A 20467-nucleotide genomic window follows, 5' to 3' on the forward strand; every position below is an offset into this window, starting at 1 on the left:
AAATCTGCAAAATCTGCGTGAAAAAACTCTTAACTTAATGACATTGTGCTTCAGCTGGAGGCTATTTATATTTTGGAGAGTTATAGATTTTATACTAAAGTCTCTCAGTTTCATTTAGAGTGAAACGGAGAGACTATTATAGAAAGCGTAAAATTTATCCTTTTACAAATTAAGTTTTCGGTATTGCAAGGGCGAAAGTTGCTTTAATTCTTTGAATTTTCGGTTGAAATTAGAGATGTTATTAAAGCCACATAACTCTGCAATTTCTAATACAGAGAGCTCTCCGCTACTCGATAATAGTTTTGCCGCCCGCTCAATCCGGACTTCGATGAGAAACTGAAAAAAAGATTTGTTGGTCCGGACTTTAAAATACCGGCAAAACGCATTTTTAGTCATACTCGCTATTGAGGCGATTTCATCAAGAGTAATGTTTTTTTGAAAATTGGTCATTACATATTCAAAAACGGTTTGCATTCTCTTGCCTTCATTATCCGTTATTTTTTTATGATACAAGTAATTAGAGAGCGAGTTGTTCTCTGAGACCGAAAGCCATTTTACAATATCCAGAAACAGTATAAAACGAGAATAGCTGTCCGCTTTTTTGAGCTTCTTAAAGTATTTAGTGACTTTTTTGGGAGCATTGTGAATGATGAATCCATTTTTGCTGCTTTCTAAGATCGGATGAATGTTTTTGAAGGTAGGCAATTCAAAAAAATCCTTTCCAAAAGAATTAAAAGTAAAAAATAAAGTTCGCATAATAGAAGTTTCGTTTTCCTGAACGTCGCTTCTAAAAACGTGAGGTAAATTACTGCCAATCACTAATACATCGCCTTCGCGATATTGTGAAATGGTGTCTCCGGCAAAAATGGCTCCTTCTCCTTTTTCGATAAAGCTGATCTGAATTTCTTCATGTTGGTGTAATTTGTCGTAAAAAGAGATTTCTATATCTTCTTGATAGATAAGGGGTTCTTCTCCAGATTTGGGGATCTTAAATGGAAAAACTTTCATGGTTTGGTTGGTTAGTTATAATCAAATATATTGCATTTTAACAAAAAAATGATGATATAGTGATCAGTTTTTTATGTTTATTGACTATACAGGGTAATATAGTATTGTTTTGAGGTAATTATTTGCCTGAATGCTCTGTTGTTTCTAGATAATTTTGGTCTATAATAAAAAATCAATAGTATGAGTATTCAATGGAACGGCGTTATGCCGGCAGTAACTACAAAATTTACTGCAGATGATAAGTTAGACTTCAATATGTTTGAAGTTAATATGAAGGCACAATTAGAGGCCGGTGTATCAGGAATTATTTTAGGTGGAACATTGGGAGAAGCCAGTACACTTTTGGAAGACGAGAAAAGAGAGTTGGTCAAACATACTGTTGCACTTACTAATGGTAAAGTACCTGTGATTATGAATATTGCAGAACAAACTACAAGAGGAGCAATTTTGGCAGCCAATAAAGCGGAACAAGATGGAGCAAAAGGTTTGATGATGTTGCCTCCAATGCGTTACAAAGCCTCTGATCACGAAACGGTAGTTTACTTTTCTGAAGTAGCCAAAAATACTTCCCTTCCGATTATGGTCTATAACAATCCTGTCGATTATAAAATCGAAGTGACCTTAGACATGTTTGAAGAATTATTAAAATACGATAACATTCAGGCCGTAAAAGAATCCACAAGAGATATCTCAAATGTGACCCGACTGATTAATCGTTTCGGAGATCGTTTAAAAATCTTATCAGGCGTTGATACATTGGCATTAGAAAGTATATTGATGGGGTCTGACGGATGGGTATCAGGTTTGGTTTGTGCCTTTCCGGCAGAAACTGTCGCGATTTTTAACCTGGCTAAAGCAGGTAGAATCGATGAAGCTTTAAAAATTTACAGATGGTTTTTACCTTTATTAGAATTAGACATTAATTCTTTTTTAGTGCAAAACATCAAACTGGCAGAAGTGGCTACAGGAATAGGCAGCGAGCACGTTCGTGCCCCAAGATTACCACTTCAGGGTTCAGAAAGAGAGAAAGTTTTAGGTATTATAGCCGAGGGATTGCGTACCAGACCAACATTACCGGATTATAAAAACTTATAAGAATGTTGCTCAACGAGTAATTATTTTTAACACATAGGAACATAGAAAAAAAGCAGGAAGAGTATATGGCAAATCATAATTTGACGCGTAGCTTATGTGATTTTAAACAAAGTGAAACGCCTTTTCAGAGAAATGAAACTATGTCTCTATGTGTTAAAAAAAAAGATTTTCAGGAATATAGCCTAACAACAATACAATCATTAGAATCGATTTTACAGGTTACATTCTTTTAAGTAGGCATAATATTTATTTATAATACCAACAAACATGATTACAGGAAAAAATTATATAGGAAGTCAACTCAAGGCTGGGGGAACAAAAACCGTAAAAACGTTTAATCCACAATTAAATATCGAAAATCCTTGGGTTTTTACAGAAGCAACTCCTGAAGAAATTGAAGAGGCTGTTGCTTTAGCCAATCAGGCATTTACCAGTTATAAAAAATGTTCCGGTTTAGAAAAAGCGCAGTTTTTAAATGCTATAGCAGATGAAATTTTAGAATTGGGGGACGAATTGTTGGTTCAATATTGTAGCGAATCCGGTTTTCCAAGGGGAAGAGCAGAAGGAGAACGAGGCAGGATGATCGGACAATTGCGTTCGTTTGCTGTTATGCTTACCGAGGGAAGCTGGGTTCAGGCTACAATAGACACTGCAATACCGGACCGACAACCGGCTCCAAAAGAAGATTTACGCAAGATGTTGGTACCATTAGGACCAATTGTAGTTTTTGGATCGAGTAACTTTCCTTTTGCATTTTCAACCGCAGGAGGAGATACAGCTTCGGCTTTAGCTTCGGGTTGTCCGGTGATTGTAAAAAGCCATTCGATGCATATTGGAACCGGTGAAATGGTTGCTTCGGCCATTATTAAAGCAGCACAAAAAACAAATATGCCCGAAGGTGTTTTTTCAAATCTGGTAGGAGGAGGAAGAACATTAGGCACCAGTTTGGTAAAACACCCACTAGTAAAAGGAGTTGGGTTTACAGGCAGTATTAGTGGAGGTCGTGCTTTGTGCGATTTGGCAGCGCAACGTCCCGAACCAATTCCGGTTTTTGCCGAAATGGGAAGTGTTAATCCTGTTGTATTATTACCCGAAGCTTTGAAAGTAAACAGTCAGAAATGGGCAGCTGCTTATGCGGGTTCTATTACTTTAGGAGCTGGTCAGTTTTGTACCAATCCCGGTTTGTTACTGGCTGTTAAAGGAGCTGAATTAAATGAGTTTGAGACCGAATTAACAACAGCCATCGAAAAAATAGAGCCTTTGTGTATGTTACACTCCTCCATGCAGGCTGATTTTGAAAAAGGAATTGCAGAAAAGGAAAGCCAAAAAGGGGTTTCTAAAGTCGCTCAGTTTAAAGGAGAAGTATTACCCAATTACGGTCGTCAGACTATTTTGAAAGTAAGCGGAGAAGAGTTCTTAAAAAACCAATCATTAAGTCATGAGGTTTTTGGACCTTTTTCGATTCTCGTGGAATGTGAGGATGAGGTACAGTTGATCCAAATAATTAATAAATTAGATGGACAGTTAACCGGAACAATTATCAGTGAGGAGAAGGAATTGCAAAAACACCAAGCCGTGATTTTTGCTTTGCAAAATCGCGTTGGACGCTTGATTTTTAACGGAGTTCCAACAGGAGTTGAAGTATGCGCGTCTATGTTACACGGTGGACCGTATCCAGCCTCTTCAGATTCGAGGTTTACGGCAGTAGGAACACATGCTGTTTACAGATGGGTGCGTCCTTTGAGTTATCAGAACTGGCCGGACGATTTGTTACCTGCCGAGTTGCAAAACAATAACCCGCTGCAAATTGCACGAACAGTAAATAATAAACTAACACTAGCCGGTTGTGACTAATTTTTTAACACATAGAGACATAGATTTAAAAGCTTAAAAAGAGGGATTTCACTTATTGATAAATCATATAGAAATCTATGTGAAGGATATGTGTTTCTTTTTTGTATTCTTCATCATGTTAAAGAAAATCTATGTCTCTATGTGTTAAATAAAATTTTATAAATAAAAACTAACACTAGCCATTTGTGAGTAATTTTTTAACACATAGAGACATAGCTTTAAAAGCTTAAAAAGAGGGGTTTCACTTATTGATATATCATATAGAAATCTATGTGTAGGATATGTGTTTCTTTTTTGTATTCATCATCATGTTAAAGAAAATCTATGTCTCTATGTGTTAAATAAAATTTTATAAATAAAAACTAACACTAGCCATTTGTGAGTAATTTTTTAACACATAGAGACATAGCTTTAAAAGCTTAAAAAGAGGGGTTTCACTTATTGATAAATCATATAGAAATCTATGTGAAGGATATGTGTTTCTTTTTTGTATTCTTCATTAATGTTAAAGAAAATCTATGTCTCTATGTGTTAAATAAAAACTAACCGGTTACTATTACCTTATAACTAATGCTAAAGAAAACTTTTTTTTGTGTAGATGCACATACCTGCGGGAATCCCGTGAGAGTGGTTGCCGGAGGAGGACCAAATTTAGTGGGACAATCCATGAGCGAAAAACGCCAACATTTCTTAAAAGAATTTGACTGGATTCGCAAAGGACTTATGTTTGAACCCCGTGGTCATGACATGATGAGCGGTAGTATTTTATACCCGCCAAGTGATCCCGCCAATGATTTCGGAATCTTATTTATAGAAACATCAGGTTGTTTGCCTATGTGTGGACACGGAACTATCGGAACCATAACCATTGCAATCGAAGAAGGTTTGGTAATACCAAAAGTGCCCGGTAAAATCAGAATGGAAGCACCGGCCGGTTTAGTACAAATCGAATACCAGCAAACAGGAGCTAAAGTAGACTGGGTACGCCTAACCAACGTCAAATCGTATCTTGCTGCTGAGGGATTAACTATTAATTGTCCTGAACTAGGTGAACTTGTTTTTGATGTGGCTTATGGTGGAAATTATTATGCAATTGTAGACCCACAGGAGAATTTTTCGGGTGTTCAGGATTTCACCGCCAGTAAAATTATTCAGTACAGTCAGGAATTGCGCAATAGGATAAACGAAGAATACCCGCATTATTTTATTCACCCTGAAAACAATACCATTAGAGACGTAACCCATATGTTATGGACGGGACAGCCAATTGATTCCAGTTCGTCAGGAAGGAATGCTGTTTTTTATGGAGATAAAGCCATAGATCGCTCTCCTTGTGGTACCGGAACTTCGGCAAGAATGGCGCAATTGCATGCAAAAGGAAAACTGAAAGTAGGCGAAGAGTTCATTCACGAAAGTTATATCGGAAGCAAATTTATTGGAAAAGTAGTTGAAGAAACCACTATTGGAGATATTCCTGCGATTGTTCCAAGTATTCAGGGCTGGGCAAAAGTATACGGTTATAACAATATCATTATTGATGAAAGCGACGATCCTTACGCATTCGGATTTCAAGTGATTTAAGAATAAGATAAAATAAAGTGGCATTGCTAAAAGAACGAATTTGGTCAATGCACTTTTAATTAATATAAAATGTATGAAAAAAGTAGGTATTGTTGGTGGTGGAATTATCGGTCTGTGTTCCGCTTATTATCTTGCTAAAGAAGGTTACGAAGTAGCTGTTTTTGATGAATCAGCGATGGAAGACGGTTGTTCGTACGGAAACGCGGGAATGATTGTGCCTTCTCATATTATCCCTCTGGCGCAACCCGGTATGATCGCACAGGGCATGAAATGGATGTTTGACAGTCAGAGTCCATTTTATGTAAAACCACGTTTAAATACCGATTTATTGAAATGGGGTTTACAGTTTTATAAACACGCGAATAAAAGTCATGTAGAAAGAGCCATGCCGGCTTTACGAGACCTGTCTCTGTTAAGTAAAGAGTTGTATCAAGATTTCGCGAAAGAAAACAATTCTTTTTTTTACGAAGAAAAAGGACTTTTGATGCTTTATAAAACTGATAAAGTAGAAGAAGAAATGTACCACGAAGGCAAAGAAGCCGAGCGTTTGGGGCTGGAGGTGAATTACCTTTCGAGAAGAGAGGTAGAAGCTTTAGAAAGTGGAACTAAAACAGATGTAATTGGTGGTGTTCATTACAAAAGTGATGCACATTTGTATCCGCAGAAATTCATGAAGTTTATTAAAGAAGAATTAGTTCGTTTAAAAGTAGAAGTACACCAACATACGACCGTTAAAGATTTTGTTTTTGAAGGAAATAAGATCGCTAAAATAGGAACAAGTAAAGGTACTTTCGCAGTAGATGAAGTGGTATTGGCGGCAGGATCGTGGAGTCCTTTGTTGGCTAAAAAGTTAAATATTGGGATCTCAATTTTACCCGGAAAAGGATATAGTTTTACATTGAAAGACAGAAGTCAAAAACCAAGTATTCCGTCGATTTTATGCGAAGGAAAAGTAGCAGTGACCCCTATGAATAACGATATTCGTTTTGGTGGAACTATGGAAATTACACATACGGGAGATACTAAAATAAACGAAAATAGATTACGTGGAATTGTAACAAGTATCAACGATTTTTATCCCGACATGCAGATCGAAATGCCAAAAGCAGAAGAGACCTGGTTTGGATTTCGTCCTTGCACACCATCCGGAATGCCGATCATTACAAAAGATAAAAAAATTGTAAATTTGACACTAGCTACCGGACATGCCATGATGGGATTAAGTCTGGCACCGGCAACAGGAAAAATTGTAACCGAAATTATAGCTGGTAAAACGACTTCGGTAGATACTAAGATGTTTCAAATTTAAAATATGAGATACGACTCAATTCCAGTTTCCTTATTCGAAAAGAATCGAAAAAGGTTTACTGATAAAATGCAAAAGAATAGTTTGGCTATTCTGACTTCAAATGACGTGATGCCCAACAATGCAGACGATGTAATGGGTTTTGCACAAAACAACGATTTGTTTTATTTGTCCGGAATAGAACAGGATGAAACAATATTGGTTCTTTTTCCCGATGCTTTCAAAGAAGAGAATCGGGCTGTTTTGTTTGTGAAAGAAAGCAACGAGAACACCGTGCTTTGGGATGGTAATTTTTTAACAAAAGCAGAGGCCACCACTATTTCAGGTATCAAAAATGTAAAATGGATTGCAGAATTTGAAAAAACCTTGCAACTTTTTGCTTTTGAAGCTGATACCTTTTATTTAGGACACAACGAGCATATCAAAAGAATTACTGCCGGGATGCAAACCAGACAAGATCGAATGATTCAATGGTGCAAAGAAAAATATCCATTGCATCATTACGAACGTGCTGCAAAAATCACCCGTGATTTGCGACCAATAAAATCCGATGAAGAAATTGATTTGATTAAAAAAGCGATTGCCATAAGTATCAAAGGATTTCATGGAATTTTAAATGCCATTCAACCTAATATAAAAGAATACGAGTTAGAAGCTGAATTGGCCTACGCCTCTGTAAAAAACGGAGGAACACGACCGGCATTTAAACCTATTGTTGCTTCCGGTAAAAATGCCTGTTCGCTTCATTACAATACAAACGATCAGGTTTGCGGTGAGGGTGAAATGGTTTTGGTTGATTTTGGAGTTTGTTATGCCAATTACAATTCAGATACCACGCGCTGTGTTCCCGTAAATGGCGTTTTCAGTCCAAGGCAAAAAGCAGTTTATGAAGCGGTTTTGCATTGTTTGAAAGAAGGATCGAAACTTTTGAAACCCGGAATATTGTCTAAGGATTATGAGCTCGAAATGGCAAAATTAATCGAGGCAGAATTGCTTAAACTGGGTTTGATAACACAGGATGAAATTGTAAATCAGAATCCGGACAACCCTGCTTATAAAAAATATTTCATGCACGGTACTGCACACCACCTTGGTTTAGATGTGCATGACGTAGGCTTGTACTCGAGACCTTTTGAAAAAGGAATGGTGCTGACTTGTGAACCCGGAATTTACATACCGGAAGAAGGAATTGGCTGTCGTTTAGAAAATGACTATCTGTTAACTGAAAACGGAAATATTAATTTGAGCGAAGCATTACCAATTGAAATTGCAGACATCGAAGGTTTAATAAAAAATAACAAACAATAATATGAAAAAGTACTTGATTCTTGTATTCTTTATCTGCACATCTGCTTTTGCTCAGAGCGATATTGATATAAATGATCTGAATTGGTTGCCCGATTCCCATTCGTTTTGGGTAAACGAAAACAATAATCTGAAAGTTTATGATGTTGATCAATTAGACAAACACACTACTATCTTAACTCAGAAACAGTTGTCTGAATCGGGTTTTAGCGGAGAAATTGAAGGTATAGTGTGGAATGCTGCAAAAACGAAAGTATTGCTGTATACCAATTCAAAAAAGGTATGGAGAGCCAATACAAGAGGTGATTATTGGTTTTTTGATCTGGCCACAGGAAAAGGAAGAAAGCTAGGTAAAAATCTGGAGGAGTCGTCTTTGATGTTTGCTAAATTTTCACCTGATAATGAAAATGTAGCCTACGTTTCAAAACACAATATTTATCTCGAAAATCTACAAACCGAAAAAGTAACAGCATTGACAACCGACGGAACAGATAAAATTATCAACGGAACATTTGATTGGGTGTATGAAGAAGAATTATCGGCAAGAGACGGTTTCAGATGGAGCCCTGATGGCAAAAGTATTGCTTTTTGGCGCGTGGATGCATCGGCGACCAAATTTCATTTGATGATTAATAATACCGATTCGTTGTATCCGGTGGTAGTTCCTGTAGAATACCCAAAAGCAGGAGAGCGACCTTCTTCTGTTAAAATCGGAACTATTGATATTACCTCATTACAAACCAATTGGTTAAATATTCCCGGCGAACCGGATAACAATTATTTGGCTCGTATGCAATGGCTTACCAATCAATCAGTAATGGTAGTGCAGTTAAACCGCAATCAAAATCAGGCTACTATTTACAACTGTGATACAAAATCAGGTACAGCAAAGGTAGTTTACCAAGAAGCAGCAGCAGGATGGATTGATGTTTTTGATGTTTCTTCGGGTGTATACGATGGTTTTCCTTGTCATTTTGTTGATAATGGAAAAGCCTTTTTATGGAGTTCTGATGCAGACGGCTGGATGCATATCTATAAAATTAGTATGGATGGCAAGAAAAAAGAGCTTATCACAACAGCTAATTTTGATGCCTATTTTATGGCATATAATGATAAAACAAAAACAATCTATTATGAGTCAAGTCCGACAGATGCCACACAGCGTTATTTGTATGAAACGAATCTAAATTCAAAAAAGACAAAAAGAGTTACTCCGGACGCATTTGACGGAACAAATAAATACCGTTTCTCTACAGATGCGATGTATGCAAGACATCTCAATTCAAGCATAAACCGAGACTATAATATACGATTAGTAGCCTTGTCGGGACATAAAAAAATACTGCCAAAAGAAGCCGACACTTTTCAAGCTCCAAGAAGGAACTATTCGTTAGAAAAATTCAAAGTAACCACCGTTGATGGAATAGAAATGGATGGTATAATGGCAAAACCACTGGATTTTGATCCTTCAAAAAAATACCCTGTGTTTTTCTATGTTTATGGGGAGCCAATGGGAGCGGTTGCCAATGATACACCGTATTTTTATTCGCTTATAGCGCCATTAATTCCAAAAGGATATATCGGAATAGCGATGGACAATAGAGGAACACCTGTAATGAAAGGAACCCAATGGAGGAAATCTATTTATAAAAACATCGGAATCATCAATACCCACGATCAGGCAATGGCTGCAAAAGAAGTTATAAAGTGGAATTTTATTGATGCCGACAGAGTAGCGATTCACGGTTGGAGTGGTGGTGGAGCTGTAACCTTAAATCTGATGTTTCAATATCCGGAAATTTACAAAACGGGTATTGCAATTTCGGCAGTTGTAGACCAGCGCTTTTATGATAATATTTATACAGAGCGCTACATGGGACTTCCTGAGGGTAATGAAGCAACCTATAAAAAAGCATCTCCTGTAACGTACGCTAAGAACCTAAAAGGAAATTTATTGTACATTCACGGAACAGGTGATGACAATGTGCATTACAAAAATGCTGAGGTTTTAATAAACGAATTGATCAAATACGATAAAATGTTTGATTTAATGATTTACCCAAACCGTTCGCATGACATCGATGAAGGTGAAGGAACCACTAAACACTTAATGGATACTTTTGTGAGGTATATAGAAAAAAACTGCCCTCCCGGAGCAAAGTAAACTCAGATAGAATAAATAAAGGGCCCTCTTATAATTGGTAAGAGGGTCTTTTTTTTGCCTAAACGTATTAAATGTTTCAAGTTTCAGGTTTCAGGTTTTTGACCTAGATGTGAGGGGACAATGAGTAGGATCAAGTCCAAAAGTTATGTAGCGGTAAATTTTGCCACGAATTGCACTAATTTCCACTAATTGTTTTTTTGCCACTGATTAAAAAGATTTGCACAGATTATCTAACTCTTTTTTTACCAATTGCCGCGAATTAATTTGTGGAAATTAGTGTAATTCGTGTTTGTTTTTTTTGCCTGAATTTATTAATGTTTCAAGTTTCAGGTTTCAGGTTTCTGACCTAGATGTGAGGGGGCAATGGGGAGGATCAAGTCCAGAAGTTATGTAGAGGTAAATTTTGCCACGAATTGCACTAATTACCGCGAATTAATTTGTGTAATTCGTGCAATTCGTGTTTTTTTTTTACGTCACAAATTATTAATCATTTTAATCCTTTAATTCTATCTAAATCTTTTTTACCAATTGCCGCGAATTAATTTGTGGAAATTTGTGTAATTCGTGTTTGTTTTTTTGCCTGAACGTATTAAATGTTTCAGGTTTCAAGTTTCAGGTTTTCTTTGGGGGTAATTACGAGAAGTGCAATGATGACCAATTGATGATCTCGTAAAGACGCCAAGCCGCTAAGTTTTTTCTACTTTATCATTAAGACTTTGCGGCTTGGCGTCTTTGCGAGATTTTAAAACATTGAAACCAAAAAAGTCTCAGTCATAGTTTAAACCTGAAACCTGAAACATGAAACCTGAAACAAAAGTACCCCCCAAAACACTCCCCCAAATAAAAAACCGCAACTCTTTATCGGAATTGCGGTTTCTAGGTATAAAAAATGGTTGGTTAATAGCGATATTTTTTTTTACAATGATATATCTTTAATTTCAAACTAAAAAACACCCCTGTAACAAAATCAGGTTTTGATGTTAACTATTTAACATTACAGGCATTACCAACATGGTAACGGTTTCTCCTTCTTCTAAACCATCAACAGGAGTTAGAATACCGGCTCTGTTTGGTAATGACATCTCCAACATAATCATATCCGATTGTAAGTTGGTTAACATTTCTGTTAAGAAACGAGAGTTAAAGCCAATTTGTAAGTCATCACCTTGATAATCACAAGTCAATCTCTCTTCTGCTTTGTTTGAGTAATCAATATCCTCGGCAGAAACATTCAATTCAGCTCCTGCGATTTTTAAACGAATTTGGTGTGTGGTTTTGTTTGAGAAAATAGCCACACGACGAACAGAACTTAAAAATAAAGAACGATCGATCATCAATTTGTTTGGATTTTCTTTTGGAATTACCGCTTCGTAATTAGGGTATTTTCCATCAATCAAACGACACATTAAGATATAGTTGTCAAATGAGAAAGTCGCATTTGAATCGTTGTATTCGATTTTTACTTCTGCATCAGAAGAACCTAGGATACTCTTTAAAATGTTTAAAGGTTTCTTTGGCATAATAAAATCAGCCACCTGAGACGCTTTTACATCTGTACGGGCATATTTTACTAATTTGTGCGCATCAGTAGCGACAAAGATTAAACCTTCCGGTGAGAATTGAAAGAAAACTCCCGACATTACCGGACGTAAATCATCATTACCAGCTGCAAAAATAGTTTTACTTACCGCAGTTGCCAAAACTTCTGCAGGTACTAAAGTTACGGATGGTTCTTCCAGACTTACCGCTTTTGGAAATTCGTCTCCCGAAGCGTATGCTAAAGCATATTTTCCTGAATTTGAACTAATTTCTACTGTATTGTTATCTTCAACAGTAAAAGTTAAAGGTTGTTCCGGAAACGTTTTTAAAATTTCAAGCAAAAGCTTAGCAGGCACAGCCACACTACCTTTACTTGTAGAATCGATAGATAAAGTAGCCGACATTGTAGTTTCAAGATCCGAAGCTGAAACGGTCAATTCGTTATTGTCTAGTTCAAATAAAAAGTTGTCTAAAATAGGCAACGTATTGTTACTGTTGATTACACTACCTAAAACTTGTAATTGTTTTAATAAGTACGAACTCGATACTATAAATTTCATCTGTTATATTTTATTTTTTGAGGTGTATTTTAGCTAATAAAGGCTAAATATACGGATTACAAATATATCGTAAACTATCTAAAGTAGTACAATTTTTTTATTAACATCTATTTGCTGTATTTTCTTTTACGGATGTAAGTAAATGCAAGTCCGAAAATCAATAAAATAAGAATTGGAAGCCCGATAGTTATGAATTGTGTACGACTGTAATTGTCGCTAACTTTATCTTTATCGAGTAAAGGCAGATCAAGATCTTTACTTCTAATGTTAATAAGTCCGGTGTCATCCAACAAATAATTGATGCAATTCATCATAAAATCTTTGTTGTCGTAAAGTTTTCCTGTACGCTGATCGTATCCCAATTCTACAGGCATCCTGTTTTTGTCTAATTGATTTTTGGCTAAATCTCCATCAGAAATCACAATCATTTTAGTTGGTTTTCCTTTGGCTAAAAAAGAACCTTCTTTAAAGGGTAAAACACGGTTTTCAAATGCCGAATGGAAAGAGCCTTCCAATAAAACAGAAAGTGGTAAATCACCTTTGTCAACATATTCCTGAGGAGTCGTTTTTTCGTTTACAATATCCAAATTAATCTCAGCCGGAGTCCCGATTATTTTTGAATATTGAGAAGATTGTAATAAAACCGTTTTTTTGATTCCGTTTTTCAAAGTATCAATCGGACTGGCAAAATCAAATTTAATACCGCCTAAGTTTTTTACGATCGGATGGGAACTTGTCGGATAAACTTCTGGGGCATATTTCCATTTAAATTCCTGATATTGGGTAGCACTTCCTTGTTCACCCGTAGCTAATTTTATCGGAGTACCATATTCATCTTTTACTAAATCAGGGTTGATTCTGAATCCGTATTTGAAGAACATATCGTTTAGATTTAAATCTCTCGGATAGGCTAGAGTAGCGCCCGATTGGTTGTACAGACTGTCCATGTCTGCTGCAACCTGATCGATTAGCCAAAGCGTTTTTCCACCATTCATAATGAATTGATCCAAAACCTGTTTCTCTTCATCAGAAAAAGTTTCGGTTGGCTTCGATATAATGGCTAAATCGTATTTTTTTAAGGCTTCTAGAGTCCCTGTTGGACTTTTAGACACAGAATCTAAAGTAAAAGGGCCGATATAATAACTCTCGCGGATCTGCATGAGCATTTTCGCAATATGAATTTCATTGATCTCGCCATTTCCTTTAATAATAGCGACTTTCTTTTGTTTGTCTTTGGTAATTTTATTGATAGCATCCGCAATCGAATATTCTAAATGTTGAATAGATCCCATCACTTTTTGCTCCGTTGAAGCACCCATTCTGTTTTTCAACAAAGGAATATTGACTTCTTTATTGTTGTAAACCGCAACTGCCCACGGAAAAACCATTGCTTGAGATTGTTTTCCTTTGTCGTCAACGGTGATGTTTATTGGCGTAAGACCTTTTTGATAAAGAGATTTTATCAGGTCCATGCTTTCGTCTTTGTTTTCCAACGGATCCACAAATTCAAAAACAATATGGTTGTTATAGGCCTGAAATTCTTCTAATAGTTGTTTGGTTTCCTGTTGTAAGCGTCTGAAATCTGCAGGAAGATCACCCTGCATATAAATCTTAATCGATAGTGGATTTTGAACCTGTTTTACAATGTTTAAGGAAGTTTCAGATAACGTATATCGTTTGTCTTTGGTTAAATCAAATCGGTGGAAATATAGGCTACCAAGTACATTTAAAACAATTAAAATGAAAACAGTAATCCCTAATGTTTTGATATTTTGTTGAGTGAATGCTTTCATTAGGCTTTCAAAGATTTTAATTTATAAACGGTAAAAGACAGAAATAGAACCGTAACGCTCAGAAAATAAATAACGTCACGTGTATCGATTACACCACGGCTCATACTTTTAAAATGATCCTGCATACCCAATGCTGAAATAATAGGAAAAGAACCTGGAATCAATGTTGCTAAACCTTCAAAACCAAAGTAAAAGATAAAACACAGAAAAACCGAAAGGATAAAAGCAACAATCTGATTTTCGGACAGGGTAGAAGTGAAGATTCCGATGGCGGAATAGGAAGCGATTAAAAACAACAATCCGAAATAAGAACCAATCGTACTTCCCATATCGATATTTCCTTCCGGAGCACCCAAAGATGAAATGACTTCAACATAAATAAAGGTGGGAATTATGGCCAAAACGATCAGGAGTAGGGAACCTAAAAACTTTCCGTTTACAATTTCCCAAATCGATAAAGGTTTGGTTAAAAGCAATTCTAAAGTGCCTTGTTTTTTCTCATCCGAAAAACTGCGCATGGTAACAGCCGGAATCAGGAAAATCAAAATCCACGGTGCTAAAGTAAAAAAAGGAGTCAGATCGGCATAACCGGTATTGAGGATATTGTAATCTCCTTCAAAAACCCATAAAAAGAGCCCGTTGCTAATTAAGAAAATAGCAATGACCAAATAGCCAATAGGAGAACCAAAAAAGGATTTTATTTCTCGTAAAATGATTGATTTCATATATAACGTTGTATTCGTGTTTTTTTTAAATTTTTGTTTCAGGTTTCAAGTTTCAGGTTTCACGTTCTGTGCGTCAACTTGAAACTTGAAACCTGAAACCTGAAACTTCAAACCTGAAACTTCAAACCTGAAACTTCAAACCTGAAACTTCAAACCTGAAACTTCAAACTAGTCCAGACTCACCAGCTTATCCACACTCCAGGCCTCGGGTTTTGCGTTGAATAGTTTTTTTGTGAAACTCCAAACGGAGTCAAAAAGCGCTGATTGTCGGTAGTTTTCTAAGTCTTCTTCGGTTTCCCAATAACTGTAGGTGAAAAAGATGCATTTATCGTTTTTATCCTGATACAATTCTAGAAAACGATTTCCGGGCGCATTTCGTATTTTGTCTTTTATGCCTTCAAAATTTTCCAGAAAATCAGGGATCTTGTCTTCATGAAAACTCATTTTTACTATTCGAACAAACATCTTTTTTTATTATTTTAGATTTTAGAGTGCTGATTTTAGATTTTACACCGAAAATCTGCAATACGCGCGCAAAAATACCAAAATTGATTGTTCTTTTTTAGTAAAAATTTAATTATTCTAAAAGTATCATTTTGAATAGCCTCCTGCTTTAGCTCAATGTTATTAAGTTAAGAAAATTTTTCACGCAGATTCTGCAGATTCTGCAGATTTTTTTTCTGCTAAAGTCAAGAATCTAAAGTCTAAAATCTCAAATAAACTTTATCGTGATCACGTCTCTGTAGTTCAATCCTAAAAGACTATTTGCAGAGCCTACTTTGGAAGGATTGCTTCTGAAAATTGCGATTTCCAGATAACCGGCTTCATTAAAAATGGCCAGTTTTTCGCCTTCATATGTTTTAATGGGGTATTTGTCTGAGCTTGCTATGGCTGAATAGTTTGGCAGAATGGTTTTGATGCTTTTAGGTTTCATCACGATCTCATACGAGCGACCTTTTGCCACCTCTTTAAATTGCTGTTTGGAGATATTGGTTACCACGTTACCGAAATGATCAATATAAATGACATATCCTTTTATAGAATTACCGTCGTTTGCTACTACAGCTTGAAGTTCTGTAACTTCTTTAACGGCTGCTATTTCTTTACCAATTACATTCAGTAAACCTCCTTTTGCAATATGGCAGGCAACTTTTATGAAGATATCCATATCGGTAGACTCAGGCGGAAATCGGTCATGAATGTTGATAGCGACAATTTTTTGTGGCACAATTTTCTGCGTCAGCATACTTAAGATCCCGTTATCAGCGCAAATGAAGTAATGATCGTTCCATTGCATGGCGATGTGCACGTTCTCTTTATTGCGTTCAATATCGACACCAATTAAGTGTACAGTTCCTTTTGGAAAACTTAAATAAGAAGCACCAACAACGTAGCTGGCTTCGGCAGTGTTGAAGGGATCAATGTCATGTGAAATATCAATAATTGTAGTCTCCGGAGCCTCAGATAATATTTTACCCTTTATCGAACCAACAAAGTGGTCTTTTAAGCCGTAATCGGTAGTGAGGGTAATTATTGACATCATTTTGTTTATAACTATTGGTAGTTTTTGAATCTAATTTTCATTAAATTTGAGAAATGCAAAGCTAAGAATACTTAGATACAAATTGAAAGAAAGAAAAGACAATTTACAATTTTTAAAGTAAGTAAGCGTTACGATCGTCTCAGTCAATTAGTTTCAGTTTTGAGTCTGTAGAAAAAAAGTACATTAGGAGTAAACAGTAAATGATTCTTTGGAAGTATTTTTTTACACATTAAAAAGCGTGACTGTCATTGAAAGCCTGACTCGTAAAAAAAAAAGAAACACCCGACAGCAACTGATATAAAAACAAATTTTATTTTAATTTAAAACTATCTCATTTGAACGAAAGAATAATCGAGCTAATAGACATTGCACCAAAAGAGTTTTGGGGCGCTCAGGACAGCCATCTGGAAATCATTAAAAAGTACTATCCAAAGCTTAAAATAGTAGCTAGAGGAACGACTTTGAAAGCATTTGGCGAAAAAGAAGTTTTAGATGAATTCGAAAAAAGATTTCAAAGATTAATGTTGCATTTTACCCGATACAACAACATTGATGACAATGTAATTGAACGTGTAATTATGAGTGATGGTCAGGATGAAAAAAGAGCCTACGATCATGATAAAATACTGGTTCATGGTGTGGGAGGTAAGATTATAAAAGCAATGACGCCTAACCAGCAATTACTGGTAGATACCATTAAAAAGAATGATATGGTATTTGCAGTAGGACCAGCCGGAACAGGAAAAACGTACACAGGTGTAGCTATGGCTGTAAAAGCACTTAAAGACAAGGAAGTAAAAAGGATCATCCTAACGCGACCGGCAGTAGAGGCAGGAGAAAATCTTGGTTTTTTACCCGGCGATATGAAAGAAAAACTGGATCCTTACATGCAACCGCTTTACGATGCATTACGCGATATGCTTCCGAACGAAAAGCTCGAGGATTATATTTTAAAAGGAATTATTCAGATTGCACCACTGGCATTTATGCGTGGGCGAACACTGGATAACGCCTTCGTAATTCTGGATGAAGCACAAAACACCACTCACTCACAAATGAAAATGTTTCTGACCCGTATGGGAAAAAACGCTAAATTTATGATTACGGGTGATCCGGGACAAGTCGATTTACCACGCCGAACTATTTCAGGTCTTAAAGAAGCCATTTTGGTTCTGAAAGACGTAGACGGAATCGGAATCATTTATCTTGACGATAAAGATATCGTACGCCACAGATTAGTCAAAAAGGTAATTGATGCTTATAAACAAATAGAAAATCACGATTAATTTTGTGAAATGTTTTTTGTGAAAGGTGAATTGTTTTCACGTTTTACAATTTTAGGGAATATTCGTTTTATACTGCTTCTTTTTTGAAATGTATAAAACGAATATTTTTTTTTGATTAATTTTAAAAAAATGTATTGAAAGGTGTTTTTAGATTTGTCTTTGCGTCCTTTGCGAAACCCTTGCGTTCATTGCGGTTAAATTCACAGTATAGATAAGTAATTATTCGAACGGAAAAATAAATAAGCAATGAAAGAAGTTGATAATTTTTACGAAAGACAAGAAGAGCCCCTGAGAGAAGTTTTATTAGCGCTAAAAGAAATTATCTTAAAGCAGGACGAAGACATTACAAATGTCCTTAAGTATGGCATGCCTTTTTTTTGTTATAAAGGAAAAATGTTCTGTTACCTTTGGATACACAAGAAAAACAAACAACCTTATATCGGAATTGTGGAAGGCAAACACTTCGATGAATCATTTCTAATTCAGGAAAGCCGCTCCCGAATGAAAATAATGATGTTAAGTTCCAATGAAGATCTGCCCATTGATAAAATTGGAAAAATCGTGCAAAAAGCGATAAATTTATATAAGACAGGAATTATAAAGATTAAAAACAAATGAAGTGATTTGTTTAATGAAATAGTTAAATAAATAATAAACTTGTTTGTTTTTAGGCTGTAGAGCCGGTTTAACTTTGTACTTCTGAGCTTAAAGCTGTAAATTTGCCTATCAAAATAATACGCGATTTTTACTATGAACTCAGAACTTAAGAATATAAAAGTTATCGTTACCGACTTAGACGGAACTTTACTCAACCCTCAGCATAAAATTTCAGATTACACTAAAAGCATTTTTCAGGAACTTCATAATCAAAACTATCTTATTGTGGTTGCCACAGGGCGTCATCATCTCGATGCGATGGCCATTATCAGCACACTCGATGTTCCGATTTATTTGGTAAGTTCGAATGGTGCCAGAATACATTCACCGGAAAAAGAAGAACTTTTTGCCTTTGATTTAAATAGTGAAGTGGTAAAAGCGGCTTTAAATGTAGAAATTGATCCGGAAATTACAGTAGTGTTATTCAAAGAAAATGTTTGGCAGACCAACAAATTAAACGAGAAGTTAAACAGCTTTCAAACCGAATTAAAATACCTTCCCGAATTGGTAGATTTTAAAATACTTGAAGATTTTGGTGCGATAAAAATATTCTTTGCCCATGACAATCACGAAAAATTAGTAGCCTTAAAAGAAGCCATTCTAGCAAACGGTTCAAGTGAGTTGCATCACGCCTTTAGTCTTCCAACCTGTCTGGAATTTATGGATAAATCGGTAGACAAAGCGGTTGCAATAGCCAGAGTTTTAGAAAAAGAAGGATTTACAATGCAAGAAGCGGTTTCGTTTGGCGATGGTTTTAACGATGTTCAAATGTTGTCTGCAACCGGAAAAGGATTGATTATGGGCAATGCTCCGGTATTGTTAAAAGAAACGTTACCCAACTTAGAAATAATCAAAACCAACGCAGAAGATGGAGTAGCACACTATATTGCTTCAAGAATTTTAGATGAAAAACTTGCTGAATGTTAATCAGCTGTAAATAACTTTATCGGTTGATTAACAGTGATGTATAATTGTGTTTTGCAATGAAACGTTAATAAAGTTTGAGATTTTTACTATATTTAGTACATCTAAAATTTTATTAATTATGAAAAAATTTTTACGTCAGGTGGAAAGAAACTGTGTTTCCGGCGCTGTAGTTTTATTGCCACTGCTGGTATTTGGGGTTGTGCTTCAGAAAGTATGGGGCTTTTTTCAGAAATATGGGGAGAAGTTTGCAAAACTTTTACATCTCGATGAAGTTTTCGGAACGATTGCAACCGATATTCTGGGTGGAGTAATTCTATTGGTATTGCTTTATTTTAGCGGTTACATGATGCGATTGACTTATTTGAAAAAATTCACAGAATGGATTGATGATAAGCTAATGATCTTCCTTCCGGGCTATGAAAAAAATAAAAAAGAAGCGGAAGAAAAATTGAGTACAAAAGTAAAAAAGCCAAGTACTGACGTTCCCGTTTTGCTTAAAAATGGAGATTATTGGCAGCCCGCCCGCCTTATAGAAGAAGATTCGTCCGGCAGTGCCGTTGTTTTTGTTCCAACCGCACCATTTAAAGATCAGGGACAAATTTTTGTAGTGGACAGTATTCACATAAAAAAAATGAACGAAACTACCCTCGGCAATTTAAATGCTTCCGTAAAATCGTTAGGAAAAGGAATCCTGGATTTTAAATAAACTTTTAGACTTAAAAACAATCCCTGATGAAAGCGCATCAGGGATTGTTTTTTTATAGAACTATTTAAGATAAAATCTCAAAGTAGCAGAGTAACAAAGTAATTCAGTTAATAACCTGAGTTCAATTATTAAGTTACTGATTTTTATGCAATGTGTTTTTTCTGCAAGGTCTTTTTTTGACTTTGTAGGTATTTTTACAAGACAGAAAAAAAAATGACTCTTGATGTTTAGTTCCCTATTCTTGACTTTTTAAACCATATAAGTCATCTCTGTTCATGTTAAATTGTTGTCTTTTAGTCTCTTGTAAAATCTTAGAAGACTTAAACGTTAGAATAAACTATACAAGTTTTAGACGTAATTCCATATTAGAAATTGGATTTTAGAAGCAAAGAGGAAAAAGTTTTTTTAATAGCCCACA

General features: G+C 35.8%; 16 protein-coding genes. 10 read left to right on the forward strand and 6 right to left on the reverse strand.

The window, feature by feature from the left end:
• Nucleotides 1-162: 162 nt before the first annotated feature.
• Nucleotides 163-1008 carry an AraC family transcriptional regulator gene (locus AB674_RS10995; RefSeq protein ID WP_047776535.1) on the reverse strand — a complete coding sequence of 282 codons (846 nt, stop codon included), beginning with the start codon at nt 1006-1008 and terminating at the stop codon, nt 163-165.
• A gap of 180 nt (nt 1009-1188) precedes the next feature.
• On the opposite strand from AB674_RS10995, the gene AB674_RS11000 reads away from it, so the two are divergent.
• The 6 genes from AB674_RS11000 (at nt 1189) to AB674_RS11025 (ending at nt 10313) form a co-directional block, all read left to right on the forward strand.
• A complete protein-coding gene (locus AB674_RS11000) occupies nt 1189-2103 on the forward strand; it encodes a dihydrodipicolinate synthase family protein (protein WP_047776536.1) in 915 nt (304 codons plus the stop codon).
• A gap of 267 nt (nt 2104-2370) precedes the next feature.
• The gene (locus AB674_RS11005; RefSeq protein WP_047776538.1) at nt 2371-3957 is read left to right on the forward strand and encodes an aldehyde dehydrogenase (NADP(+)); all 1587 of its coding nucleotides are present in this window, start codon (nt 2371-2373) and stop codon (nt 3955-3957) included.
• Between the two features lie 570 nt (nt 3958-4527).
• Nucleotides 4528-5538, forward strand: coding sequence for a 4-hydroxyproline epimerase (locus AB674_RS11010; protein WP_047776539.1), 1011 nt, complete (start codon nt 4528-4530; stop codon nt 5536-5538).
• A gap of 73 nt (nt 5539-5611) precedes the next feature.
• Nucleotides 5612-6847, forward strand: a complete 1236-nt coding sequence (locus AB674_RS11015) for an NAD(P)/FAD-dependent oxidoreductase (protein WP_047776541.1) — start codon at nt 5612-5614, stop codon at nt 6845-6847.
• 3 nt (nt 6848-6850) lie between these two features.
• Entirely contained in the window at nt 6851-8152 is a 1302-nt protein-coding gene (locus tag AB674_RS11020; RefSeq protein ID WP_047776542.1) for an aminopeptidase P family protein, read from the forward strand.
• 1 nt (nt 8153) lies between these two features.
• Nucleotides 8154-10313: a S9 family peptidase gene (locus tag AB674_RS11025; RefSeq protein ID WP_047776544.1), complete on the forward strand. Its 2160-nt coding sequence runs from the start codon at nt 8154-8156 to the stop codon at nt 10311-10313.
• 980 nt (nt 10314-11293) lie between these two features.
• On the opposite strand, the gene dnaN is transcribed toward AB674_RS11025, so the two are convergent.
• The 5 genes from dnaN to AB674_RS11050 all read right to left on the reverse strand — a co-directional run bounded on the left by dnaN (nt 11294) and on the right by AB674_RS11050 (nt 16470).
• A complete protein-coding gene (dnaN, locus tag AB674_RS11030; RefSeq protein WP_047776545.1) occupies nt 11294-12412 on the reverse strand; it encodes a DNA polymerase III subunit beta in 1119 nt (372 codons plus the stop codon).
• A 107-nt stretch (nt 12413-12519) separates the two neighbouring features.
• Entirely contained in the window at nt 12520-14205 is a 1686-nt protein-coding gene (gene gldG, locus AB674_RS11035) for a gliding motility-associated ABC transporter substrate-binding protein GldG (protein ID WP_047776547.1), read from the reverse strand.
• The gene (gene gldF / locus AB674_RS11040; RefSeq protein ID WP_047776548.1) at nt 14205-14930 is read right to left on the reverse strand and encodes a gliding motility-associated ABC transporter permease subunit GldF; all 726 of its coding nucleotides are present in this window, start codon (nt 14928-14930) and stop codon (nt 14205-14207) included. The genes gldG and gldF overlap by 1 nt, the downstream gene beginning before the upstream one ends.
• A 168-nt stretch (nt 14931-15098) precedes the next feature.
• Nucleotides 15099-15395 (reverse strand): putative quinol monooxygenase, encoded by a 297-nt coding sequence (locus AB674_RS11045; RefSeq protein ID WP_047776549.1) that lies wholly within the window; start codon nt 15393-15395, stop codon nt 15099-15101.
• Between the two features lie 247 nt (nt 15396-15642).
• The gene (locus AB674_RS11050) at nt 15643-16470 is read right to left on the reverse strand and encodes an S-adenosyl-l-methionine hydroxide adenosyltransferase family protein (protein ID WP_047776551.1); all 828 of its coding nucleotides are present in this window, start codon (nt 16468-16470) and stop codon (nt 15643-15645) included.
• Nucleotides 16471-16808: 338 nt separating this feature from the next.
• Here AB674_RS11050 and AB674_RS11055 point away from each other — a divergent pair, with 338 nt between their 5' ends.
• From AB674_RS11055 to AB674_RS11070, 4 genes are all read left to right on the forward strand, one after another.
• Nucleotides 16809-17759: a PhoH family protein gene (locus AB674_RS11055; RefSeq protein ID WP_047776553.1), complete on the forward strand. Its 951-nt coding sequence runs from the start codon at nt 16809-16811 to the stop codon at nt 17757-17759.
• Between the two features lie 246 nt (nt 17760-18005).
• Nucleotides 18006-18377 (forward strand): DUF1801 domain-containing protein, encoded by a 372-nt coding sequence (locus AB674_RS11060; RefSeq protein WP_047776554.1) that lies wholly within the window; start codon nt 18006-18008, stop codon nt 18375-18377.
• 132 nt (nt 18378-18509) lie between these two features.
• Complete coding sequence (locus tag AB674_RS11065) at nt 18510-19343, forward strand: Cof-type HAD-IIB family hydrolase (RefSeq protein WP_047776556.1); 834 nt, start codon at nt 18510-18512, stop codon at nt 19341-19343.
• A 118-nt stretch (nt 19344-19461) separates the two neighbouring features.
• Nucleotides 19462-20049, forward strand: a complete 588-nt coding sequence (locus tag AB674_RS11070; protein WP_047776557.1) for a hypothetical protein — start codon at nt 19462-19464, stop codon at nt 20047-20049.
• Nucleotides 20050-20467: the final 418 nt, after the last annotated feature.

This window comes from Flavobacterium sp. ABG (assembly GCF_001027725.1).
GTDB lineage: Bacteria > Bacteroidota > Bacteroidia > Flavobacteriales > Flavobacteriaceae > Flavobacterium > Flavobacterium cupriresistens.